Genomic DNA, 22340 nt, shown 5'->3' on the forward strand with positions numbered 1-22340 from the left:
GCATCGTAGTCCCGGCTACGACCTGCGTCGCGCGTCTTATGATCATCCCGATTTTACCAGCAACGCGCTCAGCGAGGATTTGTTCAGCGCTTCCCTAGGTTCAAGGGGATGAGCATTGCCGACTTCCATTATCTGGCTGAGGTTCTTGTTGCTCTCAACATCACTGACCCGCAAGCGCCGGGATGAAAGAAACATTTAGCGGAAGGTTCGCAGGCATACACAACGGCGTACCCAAGCTTATGATCCTAGATGATCATGCTGCGCGGGGGCAAGCTGGAATTCATCGGTTTGACCGGGGGCTGCCACCCAGATTTTTCTTGCTCCTCTGAAAAGTGTTTTCCTGAACGTCAGTGCAAATAAATCACCGCGCCGGTACTCTGGGGATGGATCGCCTAGAGACTCGAATAGACCTTCCCGGCAACAAGTTTTATGACGGCAAATAGCGGAGAGCTTGCCTGTTCTCAAGGAATGGAATCGTCAGGGCTAAAGATCATCTAGACGTAATGTGAGCGCGGCCAATGTTACAAGCAATACCGGCATAGTCAGCACAGTGCCCACCCTGAAGTAATAGCCCCAGGTGATTTTCATGCCCTTGAGCGCCAAAACATGGAGCCATAGCAGCGTCGCCAATGAGCCGATAGGCGTGATTTTGGGTCCCAGGTCGCAGCCGATCACGTTGGCGTAGATCATCGCCTCCCTGACCCCGCCTGTGGCGTTTGTGGCATCGATGGAAAGCGCCCCCACCAAGACCGCCGGCATATTATTCATGATCGAGGAGAGCAGGGCGGAAAGAATTCCGGTTCCGAACGCGGCTCCCCATATGCCCCCTTGGGCGAAGTAATCAAGCGCCCTGGCGATATAGCCGGTCAACCCCTCATTGCGCAGCCCGTAAACGACAAGATACATCCCGAGAGAGAAAATCACGATCTTCCAGGGAGCTTCCCGAAGGACTTTACGGGTGCTGATGACATGACCCCGCGCGGCGACAGCCAGCAAGAGCAGCGCACCCATGGCGGCGACGGCGCTAATCGGCACTCCTAAAGGTTCGAGGCCAAAAAATCCGATCAACAGCAGTACGAGCACGGCCCAGCCGATGTGAAACGTGTTTCTGTCACGAATAGCCTCGACTGGTCGCCTGAGCTGATTCACATCATAGCGGGCTGGAATGCTGTGGCGAAAATAGAACAGTAACACGGCGAGAGCCGCGCCAATAGCGGCGATGTTTACCGGGATCATGATCGCAGCGTATGCCTTGAAACCGATCCTAAAAAAATCGGCCGATACGATATTGACCAGGTTAGAAACAACGAAGGGAAGGCTGGCGACATCGGCAATGAAGCCTGCCGCCATCACGAAGGCGAGAGTGGTTCCAGGACTGAATCCCAACGCGACGAGCATTGCCATGACGATGGGCGTCAGAATCAGCGCTGCGCCATCATTGGCAAACAAGGCAGAGACCGCCGCGCCGAGTAGAACGATGAGGGCAAATAGAAGTCGTCCATTTCCGCCTCCCCATCGCGCAACGTGCAGGGCCGCCCACTCGAAAAAACCGGCTTCGTCCAGCAACAGGCTGATGATGATGACGGCAATGAAGGTGGCCGTCGCATTCCAGACGATCTGCCAGACCGTCAGGATATCGCCTGGATGAACCACGCCCGAGAGCAGCGCCAGGACGGCACCGAGCATTGCGCTCCAGCCGATACCCAGCCCACGCGGCTGCCAGATCACCAAGATAATGGTGACAAGAAAAATCAGTAAGGCGGCTAGCACGTCAGTTCTCCTTCTAAGCGCATTAACCGCTCTTTACTACGTCCGGCTCCAGGCCGAAACAGCCTGAAAATTTAGAACTTGCTTAAGTCTGTAGAGGAAAGGTCGGGAGGTCGAAGCCATCACTGCGTTTTGCCGATTACCTGCAGTTTCCGCTTCATATCCGGGGAGCCCAGGGTTTTAGAGTTGAGGTTCACAAGAAGATCGACGCGCCGCTGCAGCACGGAAAAGGCGTGGCGAAAAGCCGCCCGTTTGGCGTCATCATCGCCCCTGGCCGCAGCCGGATCTTCCACGCCCCAGTGTGCCGTAACGGGTTGTCCGGGCCATACCGGGCACATCTCACCGGCGGCCTGGTCGCAAACCGTAATGATGATGTCCATCTTCGGCGCGTCAGGTGCGTAAAATTCATCCCAGGCTTTGCTCCTGAGCCCATCGGTGGGAAAATGATTCTTCTCCAAAAGCTCAAGCGCGTAGGGATTTACTTTTCCTGTTGGAAAGCTTCCGGCGCTATACGCGCGAAATTGCCCTTTTCCAGAAGCATTCAAATAAGTTTCAGCAAGAATGCTTCGTGCGGAATTTCCGGTGCAAAGAAACAAGATATTGAAAGTGCGCTCGCCCATGATCTTTAGCAGCAATTTGTACGGCGAGGGGTGGGGTCACAACATGCAGCCGTTTGGGAGACTTTAGGGAGGTCTACCCCATAAATTTCGACCCCGCCCAAAGTATGGTAAGTCTCCCAGGCAATACCCTGCGGATCAGTAACCCAGTATTTATCCGAACGGGCATAACAGCATTCCGCTTGCGGCTGATCGAGTGCAGAGATCTCTGCATCGGCCACCTTCTGTCGTAACTCTCTGAGCTCCTCATCCGAGTCAACCTGGAATCCCAGGTGATCCAGCCCGGTTTTTGCGCCACGATTGGAAATTGCAAAATTAAGGCGGGGCTCCTCGACCATCCATTTCGCGTAATCTGGTTTTTCAACCGTGGGCGGACTACCAAACACTGCGGAATAAAAACGTATATTGGTCTCCAGATCATCAACAGCCACGTGAACGTGAAAGCGTTTCATAATTGAATCCTTATGATTTAGGTTTGACTGGGGAATTTGGGACGCAGCAGCTTGCAAGCTGGGTGTCATTTACGGTCAGGCACTCCTGAGGCATGCCTTGACAGCAATTGTGTGTTAGAAAAGTCATGATCGCCGCCATCCGTTCAAAGTTGGCGCTGTAATAGATGAACCGGCTTTCCTGACGTGATGAAACCAGTCCGGCGTGAGAGAGCTCTTTCAGGTGAAACGAAAGGGTTGCAGGAGCTACTTCCAGCTCTTCGCCGATACGGCCCGCAGAAACCCCTTCCGGGCCTGCTTGAACCAGGATGCGGTATATTGAAAGTCGCGTTTCCTGCGCAAGCGCAGCAAGCGCACTGACAGCCTCTCTTATTTCCATATTTCCAATAATATTAAAATAATGGGTAAAGGTCAAACGAAGCGGGAGAGCAATTTTCTTATTGCTGATATTACCCGTTTTTGTCCAAGCAGATGGAGCGTGCGGAGGGATTGCTTTTCTCATCCGTAATGATGAGTTTAGGTAAACCCTGGAGCGAATTCTCAACAAACCCGCTGCGACAATCCCGCTTGATATCGCGTTATGGTATGGTCCGGCGACGATATTGCTGTGTACCTACAGTGTGATAGGCGCACAGTTATGGAAAAATGGAAAAGCTGATCCGCTTGCCCGACTTCCCGAAAGCAATTTGGCTCCCGTCCCAGTACTGATACTGATGGAAAAGGATGGCCGCTTTGGATAGCAAAGGAAGTGATAGAGTGGGCAAAGAGCTACCAGGAAGCCTGACCAAGCATAAGGGTCATTCCCCCGACTGGTAGGGGATGGACAGGGGCTGAAAGGAGCTTCGACCCTGTTAAATGCTGGGGATACTGATTACTGAGCCTCTTGAGCAATTGCCTGGTACAGGTTGGCGCACGTGCCGGGGTGAATCGCCCCGGGTTTTGAGGAGGCTCTGATATCTGAGAGAAATGGTATGGACGCCGCCCGCCCGTGAGGAATGGTAGGGAAGGATGGGACTCTCCCGGGCTTGGCATCGGCATGATCACGGTGGAAGATCGCATAAATCTTCACATTGCAAACCGGAGGAGCCGAGATGAAGCTGACGCCAGTTGGAATCGATATTGCAAAGATGGTCTTCCAAGTGCACTACGTGGACGAGGAAACGGGTGAGATCGTGAACAAGCCCGTCAAACGTGCAGCGTTTCTAGAACATTTCGCGAACCGATCGTCGTGCCTCATCGGAATGGAGGCGTGCGGCGGTGCGCACCACTGGGCGCGGAAACTGATGAAGATGGGTCATCAGGTCAAGTTGATGCCGGGAGAATTCGTGAAGGCATTCAACATCCGCAACAAGAACGACGTGGCGGATGCTCGGGCGATCTGGCTGGCGGTGCAGCAACCTAGGGAAGCGCTGAACAAATCATCATTTGATCGAAGATGGCACGAGCAGGCGGCACTCATTCATCATTTACATCGACGCGGGCAGGAAATGCCTGCTCTGCTCCTGTTTTTGGGCGGCATTTGCCCTGTTTTCCCGCGAATTTCATCGTTTCGCCTATTTCAGGACGCACCTTGGGCGTCGAGTGCAAACCGTCGCCGCTTGGCGATCAGCAGATTCGCCAATCCGAAGAGGGTATAAAGCTGTGCCGTGTTTTTGGCCAGTCCGCGATAGCGCACCTTCTTCATGCCGAAGAGGTTCTTGACGATGTGGAAGGGATGCTCGACCTTGGCCCGCACACTCGCCTTGATCTGCTCGATCTGCTCCTTCAGGCGGCCAATTGGAGTATCCGGCAACGTCTTGCGCTTGCCGGGGCGCATCGCTACTTCCCATTGAACTTCGGTATTCAGGTTCTCTTCCCGTTTCTCGACACCCTGATAGCCAGCGTCGCCAAAGACAACCTTCTCATTCCCATGCAACAGCGCATGGGCTTGGGTAACGTCATGGGTATTGGCTGGCGTGGTAACCAGCGTATGGGTAATGCCAGACTCGACATCGACGCCAATGTGGGCCTTCATGCCAAAGTGCCACTGGTTGCCTTTCCTGGCTTGGTGCATCTCTGGATCACGCCCGCCACTCTGGTTTTTGGTCGAGGACGGGGCTGCGATGATCGTCGCATCGACGACGGTGCCCTCCTTGAGAATCAACCCCTTCACGGCCAGCAAGGTATTGATGGCGGCAAAGATGCGCTCGGTCAGCTTGTTGTCTTCAAGCAGGCGACGGAACTTGAGCAGGGTGGTGGCATCCGGTGCCGACTCACGCAACAGGTCAATCCCGACAAAGGACCGGAGAGCCTGACTGTCGTAAATGGCATCTTCAATGCCTTCATCCGAAAGACCAAAGCATTGCTGGGCGATGTACATGCGCAGCATGCGTTCCACGCCAATCGGTGGACGACCACGGCCTGTGCCCTTGGGGTAGAATGGCTCAATCTCGGCCACCAGTGCCAACCACGGTGTCACAGCATTGATCTGGCCGAGAAATCGGTCGCGTCGCGTCACCTTCTTCTTCGCCGCGTATTCCAGGTCAGAAAAACTCCCTTGCATCGCCAAGTGCCTATCTGTTTTCAATGCACCAATTCTCGCATGTCATCCACTGCCTCCGTTCGTCAAAATGCATTAAATCAGCGTTTCCCTAGCAAGGCGGTCGCGGTTAAAACCGAAATTCAGCAGGCAATGCTGGCGCTGCACCGGATGCGCGAACAACTGGTGAAGTTCCGGACGATGCAGATCAACGGCTTGCGTGGGCTGCTGACCGAGTACGGCGAGGTGACGGCTAAAGGACGGGCGTCGCTTGACAAGGCGATACCGGAAATCTTTGCGCGGGTCGCGGAGCGTTTGCCAGCGGTGCTGATCGACACGCTGCGTGAGCAGTGGAACGGACTGACAAATCTGGACGGGCAGATCGCAGCGATCGAGCGCCGGATGCGCGAATGGAAGAAGGACGATGGCGCCGTGAAGGCGATCAGCGAGATTCCCGGCGTGGGGTTGCTGACCGCAACCGCGGCGGTCGCGATGATGGGCGACGCGAAGGTGTTCCGATCAGGGCGGGAGTTTGCCGCGTGGGCAGGACTCGTGCCGAAGCAGACCGGATCGGGCGGCAAGGTGAATCTTCATGGCATCAGTAAGCGCGGCGACACATATCTGCGCACGCTGCTGATCCACGGTGCGCGCAGCGTGTTGATAAACGCGAAGGACCCCGGTCCGTGGATCAAACAGATGAAGCAGCGGCGGCATCCGAATGTGGTGACTGTCGCCCTGGCAAACAGAATAGCGCGAACGATCTGGGCGGTGCTTGCCCATGACCGACCATACCAGAAAGGATACGTAAGCGTAAAGCCGGCGTTAGCGGTAATCACCAGATGAGAGGTTGACTCTGTAAAGATGGAACGTCTAGGTTGCGTTGGGAATCGATAGCGATGGCAACACAGGTCGGACCGTGATCCGCCAAACCTGAATGGCTCCAAGAACTTCGAGTTCGTGAGAGAAATGAGGTGCGGATCAGCGGAATCCATAGTGGCCCGCAGCGGAAGGATCGGCTGCAACAAGGCCGGATATAAAGCTGCGAACCGTTCCTGTCAAGTCAGACCAATTCGAAGTCCCTTGCAAAACGGGAGGCGTCCATATAAATGGAGCCATGAAGAAATCAAACACAGTTATCGAGATAGGTTGCTGAACTGGAAGAGATAAATACTATTCCACTGGTGCCGGGAGGGGGAATCGAACCCCCATGACCTCGCGATCGCGGGATTTTGAGTCCCGTGCGTCTACCAATTCCGCCATCCCGGCAAGGGGACATGTTGCGAACCGGAAATTATCACTGAAAACCGGAATGGCGGCAACAGACAAGGAACCTGAGCCTGCCGGTATAATATGCGCATGAAAGTTCAGGATTTCGATTTCGCGCTTCCGCCCGACCTGATTGCGCAGTTCCCGGCCGGGGAACGCTGCGGCAGCCGCATGCTCCACCTGGAAGGCTCGACCGGGGTGTTGCGGGATGCATTGTTCAGCGATTTGCCGCGCTATATTCGGGCTGGCGACATAGTGGTGCTGAACGATACAGCCGTCATCAAGGCGCGCCTGCATGGGGTCAAGGACAGCGGGGGCAGGGTGGAGGTGATGGTCGAGCGGATTATCGACTCACACTCTGTTCTGGCGCTGGTGCGTGCCAGCCACTCGCCCAAGCCCGGCTCCCGGCTTTTTCTGGAGGAGGCGATAGAGGCGTCGGTAGTGGCGAGGGAGGGGGATTTCCATATCCTGCGTTTCGACCACTCCGATTCCGCCATGGAATTGCTGGAGCGCCATGGCAACCTGCCGCTGCCGCCCTATATTTCCCGTTCCACCACGGAAATGGATGAGTCGCGCTACCAGACGACTTACGCCCGGGAACCTGGCGCGGTGGCAGCCCCGACCGCGGGCCTGCATTTCGACGGGAGCATGCTGGCGAGATTGCAGGGAATGGGCGTGACCATCGCTTTTGTTACCCTGCACGTAGGCTTGGGCACGTTCCAGCCGGTTCGCGTCGCAAATCTTGCGGATCACAAGATGCATAAGGAAAGGTTTCACGTGCCCGAAGAAACGGTCGAGTCCATCCAGCGTGCGACCGCCGCGGGGGGGAGGGTGCTGGCCGTGGGCACCACCTCGCTGCGTGCGCTGGAGGCAGCGGCAGCGGGAGCGGGCGGGCGTGATGGCGGATTGAAAGCCGGATATGGCGACACGGATATTTTTATCACTCCGGGATATCGGCTGCGCATAGTGCAGCGTCTGCTGACCAATTTCCATCTTCCCCGCTCGACCCTGATGATGCTGGTGTCCGCGTTCGGCGGACTCGAAAATATCCGCTGCGCCTATCGGCACGCGATAAATGAGCGCTATCGCTTTTTCAGCTATGGCGACGCCATGCTGATCGAAAGGCAGCCATAATCCCCTTCATGAAATTTCAATTGCATTGCACGGACGGCGCCGCGCGCCGCGCGACCCTCACCCTGGCACATGGGGTGGTGGAAACGCCCACATTCATGCCGGTAGGCACCTACGGCGCTGTGAAGACAGTATCTCCAGCCGAATTGCGGGAAATCGGCGCACATATCGTGCTCGGCAACACGTTCCATCTGTGGCTGCGCCCCGGCCTGCAAGTAATCGAGGCGCACGGGGGATTGCATCGCTTCATGGGCTGGGATCGGCCTATCCTTACCGATTCCGGCGGTTTCCAGGTATTTAGCCTGGGAATGCTGCGAAAGATCGCCGAGGAGGGTGTGACGTTCAAATCCCCGGTGAACGGGGATACGTGTTTTCTTTCGCCCGAGGAGTCGATGCGCGTCCAGCGCATGCTCAATCCCGACATTGCGATGATATTCGACGAATGCACGCCTTATCCGGCGGATGAGCCCATGGCGCGAAAATCCATGGAACTGAGCTTGCGCTGGGCGGAGCGCTCCAGACGCGCGCATGATGATGAAGGCAATACCAACGCCTTATTTGGCATCGTCCAGGGAGGCATGCATGAACCTCTCCGCGACCGGTCGCTGGCTGGGCTGCAGAATATCGGCTTCGACGGCTATGCGATCGGCGGGCTGTCGGTGGGCGAGCCAAAGGCCGACATGGCGCGCATTCTCAGGCACGTCGCGCCACAATTGCCCGCGGCAAAACCGCGCTACCTCATGGGCGTCGGAACACCGGCGGATATCGTCAACGCGGTGGCACAAGGCGTCGATATGTTCGACTGCGTATTGCCCACGCGCAACGCCCGCAATGGCTGGCTCTATACAAGAAATGGCGTGATCAAGCTGCGCAACAGCCGATACCGGCTCGATACCGCGCCCCCGGATGATCAATGCGGATGTTATACCTGCACGCATTTCAGCCGGGCATACCTGCACCATTTGCAACGAATCAATGAGATTTTGGGGGCGCGTCTGAATACCGTGCACAATCTTCATTACTATCAGCAATTGATGGGCGAAATCCGCGCCGCAATCGAGGGCGGCCGATTCGAGGAATATGCGCAAGAATTTCTAGCCTGCACCGCATCATGCTAAAATCCCTGCTTTTTGAATTCGTCCGGAGATGACATGTTGATTAATGAAGCTTTCGCCCAGGCTGCGGCGCCCGCTCAACAGAATGCGGACCTGATGAGCCTGCTTCCGCTGATTGCCATATTCATCGTGTTTTACCTTCTCCTGATCCGGCCCCAGACAAAGCGCGCCAAAGAGCAGAAATTGATGATAGAAGCGCTGCAAAAAGGCGACGAGGTGGCGACTTCAGCCGGTATCCTGGGGCGCGTAAGCAAGGTCACTGCGAATTATGTCACTCTGCAGATAGCCGAAAATGTCCAGGTGACCCTGCAAAAATCGGCCGTTCAGACCCTGTTGCCCAAGGGGACGCTCAACAGCATCGAAAAGGAATGATCGGCTCCGCCACGGCAACGTGAGGCCGCACCGCACGATAGTTCCTTCTTCCTTTTCTCTTGCATCCGCATATACATGAACCGCTACCCCGCCTGGAAATACCTCATCATCGCGGTTGCGATACTGCTGGGGCTGATCTATACCTTGCCGAACTTCTACGGCGAGTCGCCCGCGGTGCAGGTTTCGCCGCTGCGTACCGCCGCGAAGGCGGATACCGCGCTTCTTCAGCGGGTCGAAGACACGCTGAAGAAGGCGAACATCGTTCCTGACGGCGTATTCCTCGATGCCTCGGGAGTCAAGGCGCGCTTCGCCGATACCGATATGCAGATCAGGGCCAGGGATACGCTCCAGTCCGCGCTCGGCAACGGGTACATGGTGGCGCTGAACCTACTTTCCAATTCTCCCCGGTGGCTCACGAGCATCGGGGCGCTGCCGATGTACCTCGGGCTCGATTTACGCGGGGGCGTGCATTTCATGTTGCAGGTGGATATGAAGGGAGCGCTCTCCAAGGCACTGGACCGCTTCAGCACCGACATACGCGGCAGCTTGCGCGAGAAGAAAATCCCCTATGCGGGACTCGACAAGCAAGGCGCCCAGGTCGTCGTCAAATTCCGGGATGCCGCCTCACGGAGCCGGGCGGAAGCCGAAATCAGCAAGGTTTACGAGGATTTGAGCTTGCGGGAGCAAAACGTGGGGGATGAGTTCCATTTGACGGTCGCTCTCAAGCCTGAAGCGCAAAAGCGTATTCAGGACTCGGCGGTGCAGCAGAATATCACGACATTGCGCAACCGCGTCAATGAACTCGGCGTGGCCGAACCCATCATCCAGCAGGCCGGCGCCGATCGCGTGGTGGTGCAGTTGCCCGGGGTTCAGGATACGGCAAAAGCCAAGGATATACTCGGACGCACAGCCACTCTGGAGGTGCGCATGGTGGACGAGGAGCGCGACGTGGAAGCAGCCTTGCGCGGACAGGTTCCCTTCGGTTCCGAGTTGTACACGGAGCGCGGCGGCGGTCCCATACTGGTGAAGAAACAGGTGGTGCTCACCGGCGACCGCATCAATGATGCCCAGGCCGGTTTCGACAACAACAACCAGCCCGCGGTGCATCTCAACCTGGACAACAGCGGCGCGCGCATATTCCGTCAGCTGACCCACGATAATGTCGGCAAGCGCATGGCGATACTGCTGATCGAGAAGAACCAGGCAGAGGTTGTCACGGCGCCGGTAATACGCGAAGAAATCGGCGGCGGAAGAGTGCAGATCAGCGGGCGCATGACCACCGAGGAGGCGCGGGACGTGGCATTGCTATTGCGCGCTGGGGCACTGGCGGCGCCGATGGATATCATCGAGGAGCGCACTGTCGGCCCCAGCCTCGGCGCCGACAACATCGCGCGCGGGTTCAACTCCACGTTGTTCGGTTTTATTGCCGTCGGCATTTTCATGACGATTTATTATCTGATGTTCGGCTTCATCTCCGTCGTCGCGCTGGGCGTGAACCTGTTGCTGCTGATAGGCCTGCTTTCGATCCTGCAAGCCACGCTGACGTTGCCCGGCATGGCGGCAATCGCGCTGACCATCGGCATGGCGATCGATGCAAACGTGCTGATCAACGAGAGAATACGTGACGAATTGCGCAACGGCCTGCCGCCTCAGGCGGCGATAAGCGCGGGATATGAGCGTGCATTCGGCACCATCGTCGATTCCAATATCACCACGCTGATCGCGGGCATAGCGTTATTCGCTTTTGGGACGGGTCCCGTGAAGGGATTTGCCGTAGTGCTTTGCCTGGGTATTCTGACGTCCGTATTCAGCGCGGTCGTGGTCTCGCGCGGCATGGTGAACCTGATGTACGGGAGCCGCCGCAAGCTCGAGCGGGTCCCCATTGGGCAAATCTGGAAACCCGTGAGCAGCAAGCGTTGATATCAGGGTATCAGGGTAAGAGGGAAGGCGGGGAACGAAGGACGACAAGCCCTGCAGGAGAATGAGCGGACCGGGCAGGAAGGACTGAGCAGCGACCAGGGACCAGCATGGAATTTTTCAGAATAAAACGTGATATTCCCTTTATGAGCTGGGGGAAATACACGACCACGATTTCACTGCTCACATTCCTGCTTTCAGTTTTTTTTCTCTTTACCAAGGGATTGAACCTGGGGGTGGATTTTACCGGCGGGACCGTGATGGAGGTCGGCTACGCACACCCCGCCGATATCAACCGGGTTCGAGGCACGCTGGTGAAGCTGGGGATGCCCGATGTCAGCGTGCAGAATTTCGGCACCTCGCGCGATGTACTGATACGCTTGCCCGCCCGGTCCGATATTACCAGCGCCATGCTTTCGGAAACGGTGATTACCGCATTGCGCCAGGCCGATGAGACTGCGGAAGTGCGCCGGGTCGAATTCGTGGGACCGCAGGTAGGCAAGGAGCTCGTGGAGAACGGCGCGCTGGCGCTGCTGATCGTTTCCCTGGGCATCATCGCCTACCTGGCCATGCGTTTCGAGTGGAAGTTCGGCGTATCCGGCATCATCGCCAATCTTCATGATGTCGTCATCATTCTGGGATTCTTCGCATTTTTCCAGTGGGAATTCTCTCTTACCGTATTGGCTGCCATACTCGCGATCCTTGGCTATTCGGTCAATGAATCGGTGGTGGTATTCGACAGGATACGCGAGAACTTCCGCAAGATGCGCAAAGCTTCGGTGTCTCAAGTCATCGACAACGCGATTACTCGCACCATGTCGCGCACGATCATTACACATGGCAGCACGCAGATGGTCGTGATTTCGATGCTTGTTTTTGGCGGCGAGGCGCTGCACTACTTCGCGCTGGCATTGACTATCGGAATTCTGTTTGGAATTTATTCCTCGGTGCTGGTGGCGAGCCCTCTGCTCATGCTGCTGGGCGTTTCGCGCGAGGATATCGTCAAGCCTGAAAAGAAGGAAGAGCCCGAGGCATTGCCCTGAGAAGACGCTGGAGTCCTCGCCGGGCGCGCTGCATGCGGTTTTTCCGGACTCCAGAAACCGCGCACTCCATCCTGTCCAACTGCTGGATTTAGGTTAAAGCTGCTTTGGAATTATTTGCGACGTTTATCGATATTATCCTGCACCTGGATCGGCACCTCATATGGCTGGTGCAGAACTATGGCAGTTGGGTTTATCTTATTCTTTTCCTCATCATTTTTTGCGAGACCGGGCTGGTGGTGATGCCTTTTCTCCCCGGAGACTCACTGCTATTCGTTGCGGGCGCGATCGCGGCGAGCGGCGTGATGGATGTCCAATGGCTGGCCGGGCTGCTTATGCTGGCGGCATTTTGCGGCGATAATACGAATTACTGGATCGGCCGTTATTTCGGCCCGAGAATCTTCGCGAGCACCGACTCGCGTCTGTTGAACCGCGCTCATCTGGAGAAAACACGCAATTTTTACGCGAAGCATGGCGGCAAGACCATCATATTCGCGCGCTTTCTGCCCATCATTCGCACTTTCGCGCCCTTTGTCGCCGGTGTCGGCCGCATGGTCTATCCCCATTTCATGGCTTACAGCGCGTTTGGCAGCGTGTTCTGGATCAGTTTCTTCGTATTCGGCGGGTTTTTTTTCGGGAATGTGCCGGTGGTAAAGAATAACCTGACTTTATTTATATTCGGCATCATCCTCATTTCGGTTCTTCCAGGTTTTATCCAGTTTGTGCGCGCCTGGTTTGCCAGGCGCGCATCCTCCGGGCCTCTCGACAATCGGGAAACTTCTGAATAAATCGCATGCTGGAATGGACCTGACTCCGGTAGTTGACCGTTCTTTTTTAGTTTGGAACCATGATCCGCAAAGACTTTCGCGGTACTCGACGTTCACCTGCGTGGTGAGTTCGCTATAGGGCGGGTTGCGCAGGGCGCCAACAGCCTTTTAGGGACGGATATCAGATGCGTGCACCCATCTGCAGCGCCCGGCGCCGTGACTCGGTTGCTTCTTCTTCACCCTGATCTTCTGCTGGTTCCGGTTCCATTCGCACCCAGCCTTGCAGGTTGGCGATAGCAATATCCGAGAGTGCGCGTATCCAGTCCGCACGCTCGTTGAGGCACGGAATATAATGAAATTCCCGTCCTCCAGCCTGCAGGAACATGTTCCTGCCCTCCATGGCAATTTCCTCCAGGGTTTCCAGGCAATCCGAAACAAAGCCCGGACAGACCACATCGATCCGCCTTATCTGCTGCCTGCCAAGCTCCTGGAGAGTGGCCGCGGTATAGGGACTCAGCCATTCCTCCCGGCCGAAACGGGATTGAAAGCAGATCCGATACTGATCCTGACTCAGTTGCAGCGACTCGGCCAATAGCCGGCCGGTTTTTTGGCACTCGCAGTGGTACGGATCACCTTTTTCGAGAGCGGAACGAGGGATGCCATGAAAGCTGATGACGAGCTTATCCGGCCTGCCCGTCTTGTTCCAGTAATCTCGCACATTCTGCGCCAGTGCACCCAGGTAGCCTCTATCGTCGTGATAATGCTTCACTGTCCGTATGGCGGGAACGTTGCGCATCTTTGCCAGTTGTGCGAACACTTCGTCAAACGCGGAGGCAGTACTGCTGGCGGCATACTGGGGATAAAGCGGCAGCACCAGGATGCGCTCGCAGCCATTTCGCCTCATCCGCCGCAATATGTTGGCGATGGAAGGGCTTCCAATGCTCATGGCGTATTCCACCATGAGCGCGGGGCCGATGCGCTCCGCGAGGATATCGCGCAAAAGCTGGGTCTGGCGGATGGTGTGGATTTTCAGAGGCGAACCCTCCGGCAGCCAGATCTGCGCATATTTTTCCGCCGATTTTTTCGGCCGGGTCGGAAGAATGATGCCATTGAGAATGGGCCACCAGAGCAACCGGGGGAATTCCACTACGCGCGGATTACTCAGGAACTGCTTGAGGTAAGGCCGCAGCGCTTGCACAGTGGGAGCGTCGGGCGTGCCGAGATTGATCAGTAAAACTCCTGTTCGATCTGGCGTACCATGATGGTAGGCAGGTTCGGAAGAACTCACGCTATTCCTTTTTTCTTGGAAATGGCAGGTTTTTCTGCTGGCTTCACTCCTGGGCTCGCCCTGACCCACGTTGCAGGGCTGATATCGGGATTTTCAAGTGTGGGCAATGTGGGCAATTTGGGTGATAAGGGATGTGGGATGGGCAGGCCAGCGATTTCGCGATATGGGGGCACTCGTTGACCAAAGCCAGGATGGTTATTGATGCGACAGTGCGCTCGACAGCAGCCGGGCGGTTACATCCACGACTGGAATGACTCTTTCATAAGCCATGCGTGTCGGCCCGACGACCGCGACAGTACCGACTATCCGGCCATCCACTTCGTAAGGCGCGGTCACGACGCTGCATTCGTCCAGCGTCACCATGCCCGACTCTCCTCCAATGAAAATCTGGACGCCCTCCGCCGTTCGGCTCAACTCCAGCAGTTGCAGCAAAGCAGTCTTGCGCTCGAATAGATCGAACAATTTCTTCAGGCTGTTCATGTTGCTGGATAAATCCTGCACATCGAGCAGCTTGCGTTCGCCCGCCACCACCACCACTTCACTGTTTTCCCGGATGGCCTCACCGCCAGCTTCTATCGCCGCGGTCATGAGCGTCGTCATGTCATGCCGAAGCTGTTTCAATTCGCTTTGCAGCCGGCTTCGGATCTCGTCTATCGCACAGCCGGCATAATTTTGGTTGATGAAATTTCCTGCTTCTATCAGTTCCGTCTGGCTGTAAGACCGATCGGTGAAAAGAACCCGGTTCTGGACGTCGCCCTCAGGGGTCACGATGATAAGCAGGATGCGTTTGTCCGACAAGGACATGAATTCGATGTAGCGAAATATCGCGCTGCTCCGCTTTGGTGTGACTACCACCCCCGCGAAGCGGGTCAGCTCCGACAGCAATTGCGAGGCGGAGCTGATCAACCGCGAAGGATTCTCCGGATGCAACTGCCCTTCGAGCTGATGAATTTCAATCATGTCGAGCGGTTTCACCACCAGTAGCGCATCCACGAAGAAACGGTAGCCGCGATGAGTGGGAACGCGTCCGGCAGAGGCGTGGGGGCTGGCGACGAAACCCATTTCCTCAAGGTCAGCCATTACATTCCTGATGGTCGCGGCGCTCAGATCAAGGCCCGAAAATTTTGAAAGCGAGCGCGAACCTACCGGCTGGCCTTCCCTGATATATCGCTCCACCAGGGTCTTGAGCAAAATTTTCGCGCGTTGATTAAGCATTCAATTATTTTACACCAGGATTCATTTCGATGGCTGGGCTCGGGTTTAGGAGCTGTGTAAGAGCCATGTAAAGGCTTTGTTAGGCACTTGGTCGTGACAAAAATTCATAAGATGACGCCATAAACCGGGATAATGTCCTGCTCTCCTTCGAGTTGCCGCCACCGCGCGCCAATCACCCGGCGTGGTTGTCGATTAACGCTGAATTCTTTGTCAGCGGAAGTCCGATATGGTTTAATCGGAAAAGCGTTACTGACGACAAGCAGCCCTGCTTTTAGCCCGGAAGCATTCAGATTATTTCCAGCGATGAGTTTTCCTTTTCAAACCGTAGCCCTGATCGGCAAGCATAAAAACCCGGAAATTATCGCCCCTTTGTTGCGCCTGGGGCTGTACCTGGGAGCCCGCAAGCTGGAGGTGGTAGTGGACTGTCTTACCGCAGAAAACATGCCGGAGAAAAAATATACCGCCATGACGATGGAGGATATCGGCAGGCAGGCGGATCTGGCCATCGTGTTGGGCGGCGACGGAACCATGCTCAATATCGCACGCAAGCTTGCCCCGTTCGATGTTCCACTGGTCGGCGTCAATCAGGGCCGTCTCGGATTCCTTACCGATCTTTCGATCGAAACCATGCTGAAAACGCTCGACTCCATGCTCGATGGCAAATACGTGGAGGAGCGGCGCATGCTGCTGTATGTGGAAGTGCTACGCGATGAAGCCATTGCCTTCAGTGCCCTGGCGCTGAACGATGTCGCGGTGAGCCGCGGGGTAGGGGGTAACATGATCGAGTTCGAAGTGCGGATCAATGGTGAATATGTCTACTCGTTGCGTTCCGATGGGCTTATCATCGCCACGCCTACCGGTTCCACTGCTTATGCCTTGTCCGCAGGCGGCCCGATCCTTCATCCCAGCCTCGATTTGATCGCCCTGGTGCCGGTGAGTCCGCATACGCTGAGTAATCGTCCTATCGTGGTCGGGCCTGACGCTGCGGTTGAAATTCTGATGCATCGGACTTCGGTAGCCCGCGTGCATTCCGACAGCCATTCACACCTCGATTTGCAGGAAAATGACAGAATCATCGTGCGGCGTTCCCCGCACGAGGTAACGTTGCTGCATGCAGCCGATCACAGCTATTACCGCATGCTTCGGGAGAAGCTGGGATGGAGCGGCCTGCCCAGGAATCCGGCATGTTGAAATTTCTCGGCATTCGTGATTTTGTCATTGTCGATCAGATGGAGCTGGAGTTCGTTCCCGGTTTTACCGTGCTCACTGGCGAAACCGGCGCGGGCAAATCCATCCTCATCGATGCGCTTTCGCTGGTTCTGGGCGAGCGCAGCGACCCATCCCAGATACGCAACGGTTGCGAGCGAGCCGATATCAGCGCGGAGTTCGATACTGCCGGGTTGCCGCAGATGGAAGACTGGTTGCATGAAAACGGGTTTGAAAGCGACGGGAATGATAGCAGCGGTTGCCTGATGCGTCGCACCGTGGATATCCAGGGGCGATCGCGCGGCTTTATCAATGGGCGTGTTGCCACTATGCAGCAATTGCGCGCGGCAGGGGAAAGGCTGGTGGATATTCATGGCCAGCATGCGCATCAGTCGATGCTGCGCAGCGAGGCCCAGCGCGCTTTGCTGGATGAATTCGCCGGAAGCCTCGAATTGGCGCGGACGGTAAAGGAAGCTTATGATCACTGGCAGGATTTAGTCCGGCAGCGATCGGCATGGGAGAAGAACGCGGCCTCGCTGATGCAGGAACGCGAACAGGCGGAACGCCAGGTAAGCGAACTTTCCGCATTGAACTTCATGCCTGACGAGTGGCAGACGTTGCAAGCCGATCACAGCCGGCTGTCTCACGCCGCAAGCCTGCTCGAAGCAGCGCAAACCGGACTAGAGGTGCTGTCCGAGGGAGAATCCGCTGCGCTTTCACAGATCAATTCGGTAATCTCGCGCCTGCGTGATTTGCTTCGCTGCGATGCCAATCTCCAGGCAGTGTTCGATTTGCTGGAATCGGCGCAGATTCAGTTGCAGGAAGCGGTGTATGAATTATCGCGCTACCGGCAGAGTCTCGATCTCGATTCCGAGCAGCTGTCCGGACTGGAGGAGCGCCTATCCACGATTCATGCCATGGCCCGGAAATATCGAACCACTCCCCCCGAATTACCGGAGCTGCTGGGCATAGCCTCCCGCCGCCTGGAGGAACTCGACCATAGCGGTGACGGCGAGATGCTGGCGCGCGAAGAGGCTGCAGCCCGGGAAAAATATCTCCAGTCCGCCGAGCAGTTGAGCGCGGAGCGGAAAAAAGCAGCAGACCAGCTTGGTCAGCGGGTAACTGCAGCCATGCAGACACTGGCGATGGCCGGTGGGGAATTTTCGGTGGCGCTGATCGCGCATCCACAACCCTCTGCATCCGGCATGGAACATATCGAGTTCCAGGTGTCTGCGCATGGCGGCTCGCCGTTGCGTCCCTTGGCAAAAGTCGCCTCCGGGGGAGAGCTGTCACGCATCAGCCTGGCTATACAGGTTATTACCAGTAAGCTCGGTACCACGCCGACTCTCATATTCGACGAGGTAGATGTGGGTATCGGCGGGCGGGTGGCGGAGATCGTGGGAGGGTTGCTGAAAAAACTGGGGAGGGAACGGCAGGTTATGTGCATCACTCATCTGCCGCAGGTGGCATCTGCTGGCGACCATCAATGGCAAGTGAGCAAGTCGCTCGATCCCGCTCGGGGTCAGGTCACCAGCCAGATCGCCGTGCTTGCGGATCAGGAGCGAATCGAAGAGATCGCGCGAATGCTTGGAGGACAAAAGATCACTGAAACGACGCGCCAGCATGCGGCCGAAATGTTGAGGGGAAATGCGTGACAGCAACGTAGAAATAGAGAGGATTAGCCTGCCCGGCTTTCTCCTGGTTCTATCTTATCCTATTGAGACAGTGCTAGAAATTCGGCGCGCTGCGCGGCGTTGGTCTTGAGATCGCCAAGCATCGCGGAGGTTACGGTCTCCTCGCCTGCAACAGCGATGCCACGGGATTCCATGCACATGTGGCGGCATCGGATAACCACGCCGACCGCTTTGGGTTGGAGGTGCTCAAGCAGGGATTGGGCAATTTGCTGGGTGAGCCGTTCCTGCACCTGTAACCGTGCCGCAAAACAGTTGACCAATCTCGTCAGTTTCGACAATCCGACAATATGTCCGGCCGGGAGATAGCCAATGGCCGCATGCCCGAAAAAAGGAGCGAGATGATGTTCGCAATGCGAGTAAACCGGTATCTGCCTGACAACAATCAACTCGTCGTAGCACTCGCCCCCATCCGCAAATGTCTTGAGTATCGTGGCAGGATCTTGCTGATAACCTCGAGTCCAATGAGCCCAGGCGCGCGAAACGCGATGGGGAGTCTCGACCAGTCCCTGGCGTTGAGGATCTTCCCCGACGGAGCGCAACAATCGTTGCCAGTCGGCCAGGCCAAATTCTGAGTCATGTGAAGTTTTCATATTCGGTCGTCCTTCGCCTTTGTTCGGAGATATAGGATTTTCCGGCAACACTGCTGCCGACCGATGCAACACCGGCCGGACTGGCCACCTGACGAGAGTAAATGCCGCCGGCCACAGCGTGCGAGAATCCGCTTGTTCCAGGGAAAGGCAAGATTGCCATGTCGATATCCCAAGTCGTGATATTACACCGCAAGAAGCCTATCATTCAGTATTTGTGTCGCCGATCTCATCCAGAAAGGCGAATTTGATAAAATAAACGTATGAAAATCGCTACCTGGAATGTCAATTCCCTCAAAATCCGCCTTCCCCACGTCCTGGACTGGCTGGCCGCCAACCAGCCGGATATATTGTGTTTGCAGGAAACCAAGCTGCAGGATGAAAATTTTCCCGTGGCCGAAATTTCTGCCGCGGGATATCACGCGATCTATGCCGGCCAAAAAACCTATAACGGCGTCGCATTGCTCAGCAAGCGCGCTGGCCGCGAAGTTGTCACGGCAATACCCGGGTTTATCGATGACCAGAAACGCATTCTCTCGGCAATATACGATGATGTACGCGTCATTTGCGTGTACGTTCCGAACGGGCAAAGTCTGCTGTCGGAAAAATATCAATACAAGCTGAAATGGCTGGGTGCGCTCAATGCCTGGCTGCGCGAGTTGTTGATCAAACACCAGAAACTGGTGCTTCTAGGCGATTTCAACATCGCTCCTGAAGAGTGCGATGTGCATGATGTGACTTTGTGGGAGGGTCAGGTCCTTTTCAGCCAGCCAGAGAGAGAAGCGTTCCGGGAGGTGCTCGGCCTGGGATTCGCGGATAGCTTCCGGCTATTCGACCAGCCGGAGAAATCTTATACCTGGTGGGATTATCGGATGATGGCCTTTCGCCGGAACATGGGATTGCGGATCGATCACATATTGCTGAGTCCGGAACTGGCGAAGATTTGCACCGCGTGCACCATAGACAGGGCAACACGTAAGCTTGAGCGACCTTCCGACCATGCTCCGGTGACGGTGGAGGTGACTATGGAGTCTGAAGAGTCTGAAAATTTATCCCTGATAGCGGGTGCCCGGGACGACCCCTGAAAAACTCCAACGTGCGCAGAAAGAATGCTGGCTTCGAACCCTTCCTTCCTGTGCCTGGATCATGTCAGGTAATGGTACGGGGCTCGATCAATCCCATGGAAAGCGCGCGGGAAATAGCTTGCTGGCGATTCACCACACCCATTTTCTGTGCCGCGTTTTGTAAATGGAAAGTCACTGTTCTTTCCGATATGTTGACGATCGTAGCGATTTCCCACCCCGTTTTTCCTTCTGCTGCCCAGAGCAGGCATTCTTTTTCGCGTTCCGTCAGATTGATTTTTTTCAAGGGAAGAGGTCCTTTACTGAGCACGACGCGCTGTATCGCCTCGTGCAGGAAGCACGTCAAGAGTTGGGATTGGCCCATCATGGCTAAAATGTCGTTCTGAGTCTCCCGGGATTCACGCGATGTGGCAAGACTCAGCATTGCTGCTTCGCCGCGTCTCCCATGCACAGGGAAGCTTGCACCGCTCACGAGGCCGGAATCCCTGGCTTCGCTGCGGATGCGTGTCTCTTTTCGCCCCTTGAAAAGCTCGTTCTTCCAGATTACTGGAGTCGCCGCCGTGGCGCAGTGTACAACGGTAGGATCGACGCTCGCATATCCTTCCTGGTCGTAATGCGTACGCCATTCCTCGGGATAGCAACTGAGGATGAATCTGTACGGCCGTGTCAGGGACGTATTCACCTGCACGCCATAAAGAAAGTGCTCGAACCCCATCCCGCGAACAATGGCGGTAGCGCTTGCATGAAGTTCTTCTACCGTTTCGCAATTCATCAATGTTTCGAACAGATCCAGATTGTTCACGATTTTTCCTTTCATGATTATTCATTTTGTCCGCCAATTCGGTCGGCTGCTGATTCCTCCGGCATCGGGTGAAAGCCTTCCTTTTCCTTCCTTCTCCCTGGGAGCACTAACACGTTTACCAAAAATAAGCCGAAAGAACTATTGGTATCCCTATTAGAGCCTGTTATATGATAAGCGATCTAGTGTACCTAGAATATGACTATTTGAAGAATATCGACTCACTGCGCATGGGCACCTTCGTGCCACTGAAGCGCACCTGGCAAGACACCTTTCCTTGAAATTCCCGGTTTAACCTAATCCGCTCTGTAGCGAACGCACCATATAGGTGAACGTCGAGTGTCGCGAAAGTATTTGTGAATCAGGGTCTTAAACTAACACAAGCGGTCAGTTTCCGGATTTAGGTTTAAAACTGCTGGCTCAGTCCGCGTGGACAGAGATCGGTTTTGTCGTGCGCCAGAATTTTTTTATGTCCCCGGATCTTATCGTGAAATCCTTATTCCCCTTTTTTCCGAGGACCGAGAGCTTCAGTTGGTGAAGTTTGCCCTGTTTTAACATGGCGAAAAGAGGCTGAAACCAGTGTTTTTCGAGCTCCTTGAGGCTTTCGCGCCAGCCATACGCATCTGAATAGGACGCTTTCCCCTCCAGGGAGTCGAGTACGACAAGGTGTTTGTCAGAGGGAGAGGTCCCATGCAGCACGGTGGCTTCAAGCGGTAGCGCGGAATGCCGGGCGCCGCAAGAAAGTGCTAGGGCCTGGGCGAGGATATGGTTGCCCCATACATGGGTATAGTCGCTCTGAAAGGATTCAGGCATGATTCCCCCTCCCCAGAACCATGCACTATTGATGAGAGGTGCTCCATTGGCCTCCCGCACGCGGTTGAGCGGTTGTTCATGCAGCAGCATCTGCGTTTCGTTGAAGAGCTTGCGCCAGATCCCGGAATTTTCGCCGTATGGCAACAGTTCGCGAACTCCTTTGTTTACGACCTCGCTCAACAGGTGAGTTTGTGGCGGAGGGATGTCCTGGAGACAGATATACCAGCGAGCCGGATGAAGCGGCAGGAATGCTATTTCAGGGCAGCTTTCAGCAAAATGCCTGTTCAGGGCAGTGGTGAGCTCCTCGGCTTCCGCCGGGGTAATCCGGAAAACACGGCTGTCCGCCAGCAGGAGCTGATCGCGCTCGATATGGAGATGGACCGGATCGGCGCGAAGCCAGTAGCCATGATCCGTTTTGCCAATTTCCCGCCCATCGGCCTTAAGCGTAATGGGCGCAACCGGCCAGTCCTGCTGTTTTGCAATTCCAAAGGTGTCGCAAAGCCAGGCTTCGACTTCCCGGATTCCTCCCTCCTCGACGGCACCTTTTGACAGCAGCCCTTCCAGCGCAGGTAGGGACAGATCCTGGTATATCCCTGTCAGGGAGGGGTCTGGCCAGAAAAGCGAAGGAACAAGCAGATGAAGGTGCATGGAGTAGTGTAGGGAAGCGCTGAACAAATCCTCGTGCGTGACCCAGACG

At 55.8% G+C, this 22340-nt stretch carries 19 protein-coding genes, 1 tRNA gene and 2 pseudogenes; 11 read left to right on the plus strand and 11 right to left on the minus strand.

Annotation, left to right across the window (positions count from 1 at the left end):
* Nucleotides 1-483: 483 nt before the first annotated feature.
* The 4 genes from ACZ5CE_RS02280 to ACZ5CE_RS02295 all read right to left on the minus strand — a co-directional run bounded on the left by ACZ5CE_RS02280 (nucleotide 484) and on the right by ACZ5CE_RS02295 (nucleotide 3212).
* The gene (locus tag ACZ5CE_RS02280) at nucleotides 484-1770 is read right to left on the minus strand and encodes an arsenic transporter (RefSeq protein ID WP_464576144.1); all 1287 of its coding nucleotides are present in this window, start codon (nucleotides 1768-1770) and stop codon (nucleotides 484-486) included.
* Between the two features lie 119 nt (nucleotides 1771-1889).
* A complete protein-coding gene (locus ACZ5CE_RS02285; RefSeq protein ID WP_464576145.1) occupies nucleotides 1890-2402 on the minus strand; it encodes an arsenate reductase ArsC in 513 nt (170 codons plus the stop codon).
* On the minus strand, nucleotides 2393-2836 hold the full coding sequence (locus ACZ5CE_RS02290) for an ArsI/CadI family heavy metal resistance metalloenzyme (RefSeq protein ID WP_464576146.1): 444 nt from the start codon (nucleotides 2834-2836) through the stop codon (nucleotides 2393-2395). The genes ACZ5CE_RS02285 and ACZ5CE_RS02290 overlap by 10 nt, the downstream gene beginning before the upstream one ends.
* A gap of 10 nt (nucleotides 2837-2846) precedes the next feature.
* Nucleotides 2847-3212: an ArsR/SmtB family transcription factor gene (locus ACZ5CE_RS02295; protein ID WP_464577389.1), complete on the minus strand. Its 366-nt coding sequence runs from the start codon at nucleotides 3210-3212 to the stop codon at nucleotides 2847-2849.
* A 712-nt stretch (nucleotides 3213-3924) separates the two neighbouring features.
* Here ACZ5CE_RS02295 and ACZ5CE_RS02300 point away from each other — a divergent pair.
* A pseudogene (locus ACZ5CE_RS02300) lies at nucleotides 3925-4245 on the plus strand (IS110 family transposase); the annotation flags it as partial.
* 146 nt (nucleotides 4246-4391) lie between these two features.
* On the opposite strand, the gene ACZ5CE_RS02305 reads toward ACZ5CE_RS02300, so the two are convergent.
* Complete coding sequence (locus ACZ5CE_RS02305; protein WP_464574943.1) at nucleotides 4392-5375, minus strand: IS5 family transposase; 984 nt, start codon at nucleotides 5373-5375, stop codon at nucleotides 4392-4394.
* An 87-nt stretch (nucleotides 5376-5462) separates the two neighbouring features.
* Between ACZ5CE_RS02305 and ACZ5CE_RS02310 the strand changes: the two are divergent.
* Nucleotides 5463-6194, plus strand: a pseudogene (locus tag ACZ5CE_RS02310) (IS110 family RNA-guided transposase); the annotation flags it as partial.
* Nucleotides 6195-6530: 336 nt separating this feature from the next.
* Here ACZ5CE_RS02310 and ACZ5CE_RS02315 read toward each other — a convergent pair.
* Nucleotides 6531-6617: transfer RNA gene (locus ACZ5CE_RS02315), tRNA-Leu, on the minus strand.
* A 90-nt stretch (nucleotides 6618-6707) separates the two neighbouring features.
* On the opposite strand from ACZ5CE_RS02315, the gene queA reads away from it, so the two are divergent.
* The 6 genes from queA (at nucleotide 6708) to ACZ5CE_RS02345 (ending at nucleotide 12980) form a co-directional block, all read left to right on the plus strand.
* A complete protein-coding gene (gene queA, locus ACZ5CE_RS02320; RefSeq protein ID WP_464576147.1) occupies nucleotides 6708-7751 on the plus strand; it encodes a tRNA preQ1(34) S-adenosylmethionine ribosyltransferase-isomerase QueA in 1044 nt (347 codons plus the stop codon).
* Between the two features lie 8 nt (nucleotides 7752-7759).
* Nucleotides 7760-8866 (plus strand): tRNA guanosine(34) transglycosylase Tgt, encoded by a 1107-nt coding sequence (tgt, locus tag ACZ5CE_RS02325; RefSeq protein WP_464576148.1) that lies wholly within the window; start codon nucleotides 7760-7762, stop codon nucleotides 8864-8866.
* Nucleotides 8867-8899: 33 nt separating this feature from the next.
* Nucleotides 8900-9235, plus strand: a complete 336-nt coding sequence (gene yajC / locus ACZ5CE_RS02330) for a preprotein translocase subunit YajC (protein ID WP_464576149.1) — start codon at nucleotides 8900-8902, stop codon at nucleotides 9233-9235.
* Nucleotides 9236-9310: 75 nt separating this feature from the next.
* The gene (gene secD, locus ACZ5CE_RS02335) at nucleotides 9311-11155 is read left to right on the plus strand and encodes a protein translocase subunit SecD (protein ID WP_464576150.1); all 1845 of its coding nucleotides are present in this window, start codon (nucleotides 9311-9313) and stop codon (nucleotides 11153-11155) included.
* Nucleotides 11156-11262: 107 nt separating this feature from the next.
* Entirely contained in the window at nucleotides 11263-12195 is a 933-nt protein-coding gene (gene secF / locus ACZ5CE_RS02340; RefSeq protein ID WP_464576151.1) for a protein translocase subunit SecF, read from the plus strand.
* 104 nt (nucleotides 12196-12299) lie between these two features.
* Nucleotides 12300-12980 (plus strand): DedA family protein, encoded by a 681-nt coding sequence (locus tag ACZ5CE_RS02345; RefSeq protein ID WP_464576152.1) that lies wholly within the window; start codon nucleotides 12300-12302, stop codon nucleotides 12978-12980.
* Between the two features lie 160 nt (nucleotides 12981-13140).
* On the opposite strand, the gene hemH is transcribed toward ACZ5CE_RS02345, so the two are convergent.
* A complete protein-coding gene (gene hemH, locus ACZ5CE_RS02350; RefSeq protein ID WP_464576153.1) occupies nucleotides 13141-14247 on the minus strand; it encodes a ferrochelatase in 1107 nt (368 codons plus the stop codon).
* A gap of 195 nt (nucleotides 14248-14442) precedes the next feature.
* Nucleotides 14443-15462 (minus strand): heat-inducible transcriptional repressor HrcA, encoded by a 1020-nt coding sequence (gene hrcA / locus ACZ5CE_RS02355; protein WP_464576154.1) that lies wholly within the window; start codon nucleotides 15460-15462, stop codon nucleotides 14443-14445.
* Nucleotides 15463-15765: 303 nt separating this feature from the next.
* Between hrcA and ACZ5CE_RS02360 the strand changes: the two genes are divergently transcribed.
* On the plus strand, nucleotides 15766-16653 hold the full coding sequence (locus ACZ5CE_RS02360; RefSeq protein ID WP_464576155.1) for an NAD kinase: 888 nt from the start codon (nucleotides 15766-15768) through the stop codon (nucleotides 16651-16653).
* Nucleotides 16647-18323, plus strand: a complete 1677-nt coding sequence (recN, locus tag ACZ5CE_RS02365) for a DNA repair protein RecN (protein WP_464576156.1) — start codon at nucleotides 16647-16649, stop codon at nucleotides 18321-18323. The genes ACZ5CE_RS02360 and recN overlap by 7 nt, the downstream gene beginning before the upstream one ends.
* Before the next feature lie 59 nt (nucleotides 18324-18382).
* Here recN and folE read toward each other — a convergent pair whose 3' ends face one another.
* Complete coding sequence (gene folE / locus ACZ5CE_RS02370) at nucleotides 18383-18952, minus strand: GTP cyclohydrolase I FolE (RefSeq protein ID WP_464576157.1); 570 nt, start codon at nucleotides 18950-18952, stop codon at nucleotides 18383-18385.
* 260 nt (nucleotides 18953-19212) lie between these two features.
* Here folE and xth point away from each other — a divergent pair, with 260 nt between their 5' ends.
* Nucleotides 19213-20034 carry an exodeoxyribonuclease III gene (gene xth / locus ACZ5CE_RS02375; protein WP_464576158.1) on the plus strand — a complete coding sequence of 274 codons (822 nt, stop codon included), beginning with the start codon at nucleotides 19213-19215 and terminating at the stop codon, nucleotides 20032-20034.
* Between the two features lie 64 nt (nucleotides 20035-20098).
* Here the strand turns inward: xth and ACZ5CE_RS02380 are convergent, their stop codons facing one another.
* Nucleotides 20099-20848 carry an autoinducer binding domain-containing protein gene (locus ACZ5CE_RS02380; RefSeq protein ID WP_464576159.1) on the minus strand — a complete coding sequence of 250 codons (750 nt, stop codon included), beginning with the start codon at nucleotides 20846-20848 and terminating at the stop codon, nucleotides 20099-20101.
* A 402-nt stretch (nucleotides 20849-21250) separates the two neighbouring features.
* Nucleotides 21251-22291, minus strand: a complete 1041-nt coding sequence (locus ACZ5CE_RS02385; protein WP_464576160.1) for a phosphoglycerate mutase — start codon at nucleotides 22289-22291, stop codon at nucleotides 21251-21253.
* Nucleotides 22292-22340 lie beyond the last annotated feature (49 nt).

The organism is Nitrosospira sp. TNL200, assembly GCF_055386305.1.

What these genes read in the sequence shown, in the direction of transcription:
- ACZ5CE_RS02290 (WP_464576146.1), bottom strand. Translation starts at nt 2,836, where the DNA reads ATGAAACGCTTTCACGTTCACGTGGCTGTTGATGATCTGGAGACCAAT.
- ACZ5CE_RS02295 (WP_464577389.1), bottom strand. Translation starts at nt 3,212, where the DNA reads ATGGAAATAAGAGAGGCTGTCAGTGCGCTTGCTGCGCTTGCGCAGGAA.
- ACZ5CE_RS02305 (WP_464574943.1), bottom strand. Translation starts at nt 5,375, where the DNA reads ATGCAAGGGAGTTTTTCTGACCTGGAATACGCGGCGAAGAAGAAGGTG.
- queA (WP_464576147.1), top strand. Translation starts at nt 6,708, where the DNA reads ATGAAAGTTCAGGATTTCGATTTCGCGCTTCCGCCCGACCTGATTGCG.
- tgt (WP_464576148.1), top strand. Translation starts at nt 7,760, where the DNA reads ATGAAATTTCAATTGCATTGCACGGACGGCGCCGCGCGCCGCGCGACC.
- yajC (WP_464576149.1), top strand. Translation starts at nt 8,900, where the DNA reads ATGTTGATTAATGAAGCTTTCGCCCAGGCTGCGGCGCCCGCTCAACAG.
- secD (WP_464576150.1), top strand. Translation starts at nt 9,311, where the DNA reads ATGAACCGCTACCCCGCCTGGAAATACCTCATCATCGCGGTTGCGATA.
- secF (WP_464576151.1), top strand. Translation starts at nt 11,263, where the DNA reads ATGGAATTTTTCAGAATAAAACGTGATATTCCCTTTATGAGCTGGGGG.
- hrcA (WP_464576154.1), bottom strand. Translation starts at nt 15,462, where the DNA reads ATGCTTAATCAACGCGCGAAAATTTTGCTCAAGACCCTGGTGGAGCGA.
- ACZ5CE_RS02360 (WP_464576155.1), top strand. Translation starts at nt 15,766, where the DNA reads ATGAGTTTTCCTTTTCAAACCGTAGCCCTGATCGGCAAGCATAAAAAC.
- recN (WP_464576156.1), top strand. Translation starts at nt 16,647, where the DNA reads ATGTTGAAATTTCTCGGCATTCGTGATTTTGTCATTGTCGATCAGATG.
- folE (WP_464576157.1), bottom strand. Translation starts at nt 18,952, where the DNA reads ATGAAAACTTCACATGACTCAGAATTTGGCCTGGCCGACTGGCAACGA.
- xth (WP_464576158.1), top strand. Translation starts at nt 19,213, where the DNA reads ATGAAAATCGCTACCTGGAATGTCAATTCCCTCAAAATCCGCCTTCCC.
- ACZ5CE_RS02380 (WP_464576159.1), bottom strand. Translation starts at nt 20,848, where the DNA reads ATGAAAGGAAAAATCGTGAACAATCTGGATCTGTTCGAAACATTGATG.
- ACZ5CE_RS02385 (WP_464576160.1), bottom strand. Translation starts at nt 22,291, where the DNA reads ATGCACCTTCATCTGCTTGTTCCTTCGCTTTTCTGGCCAGACCCCTCC.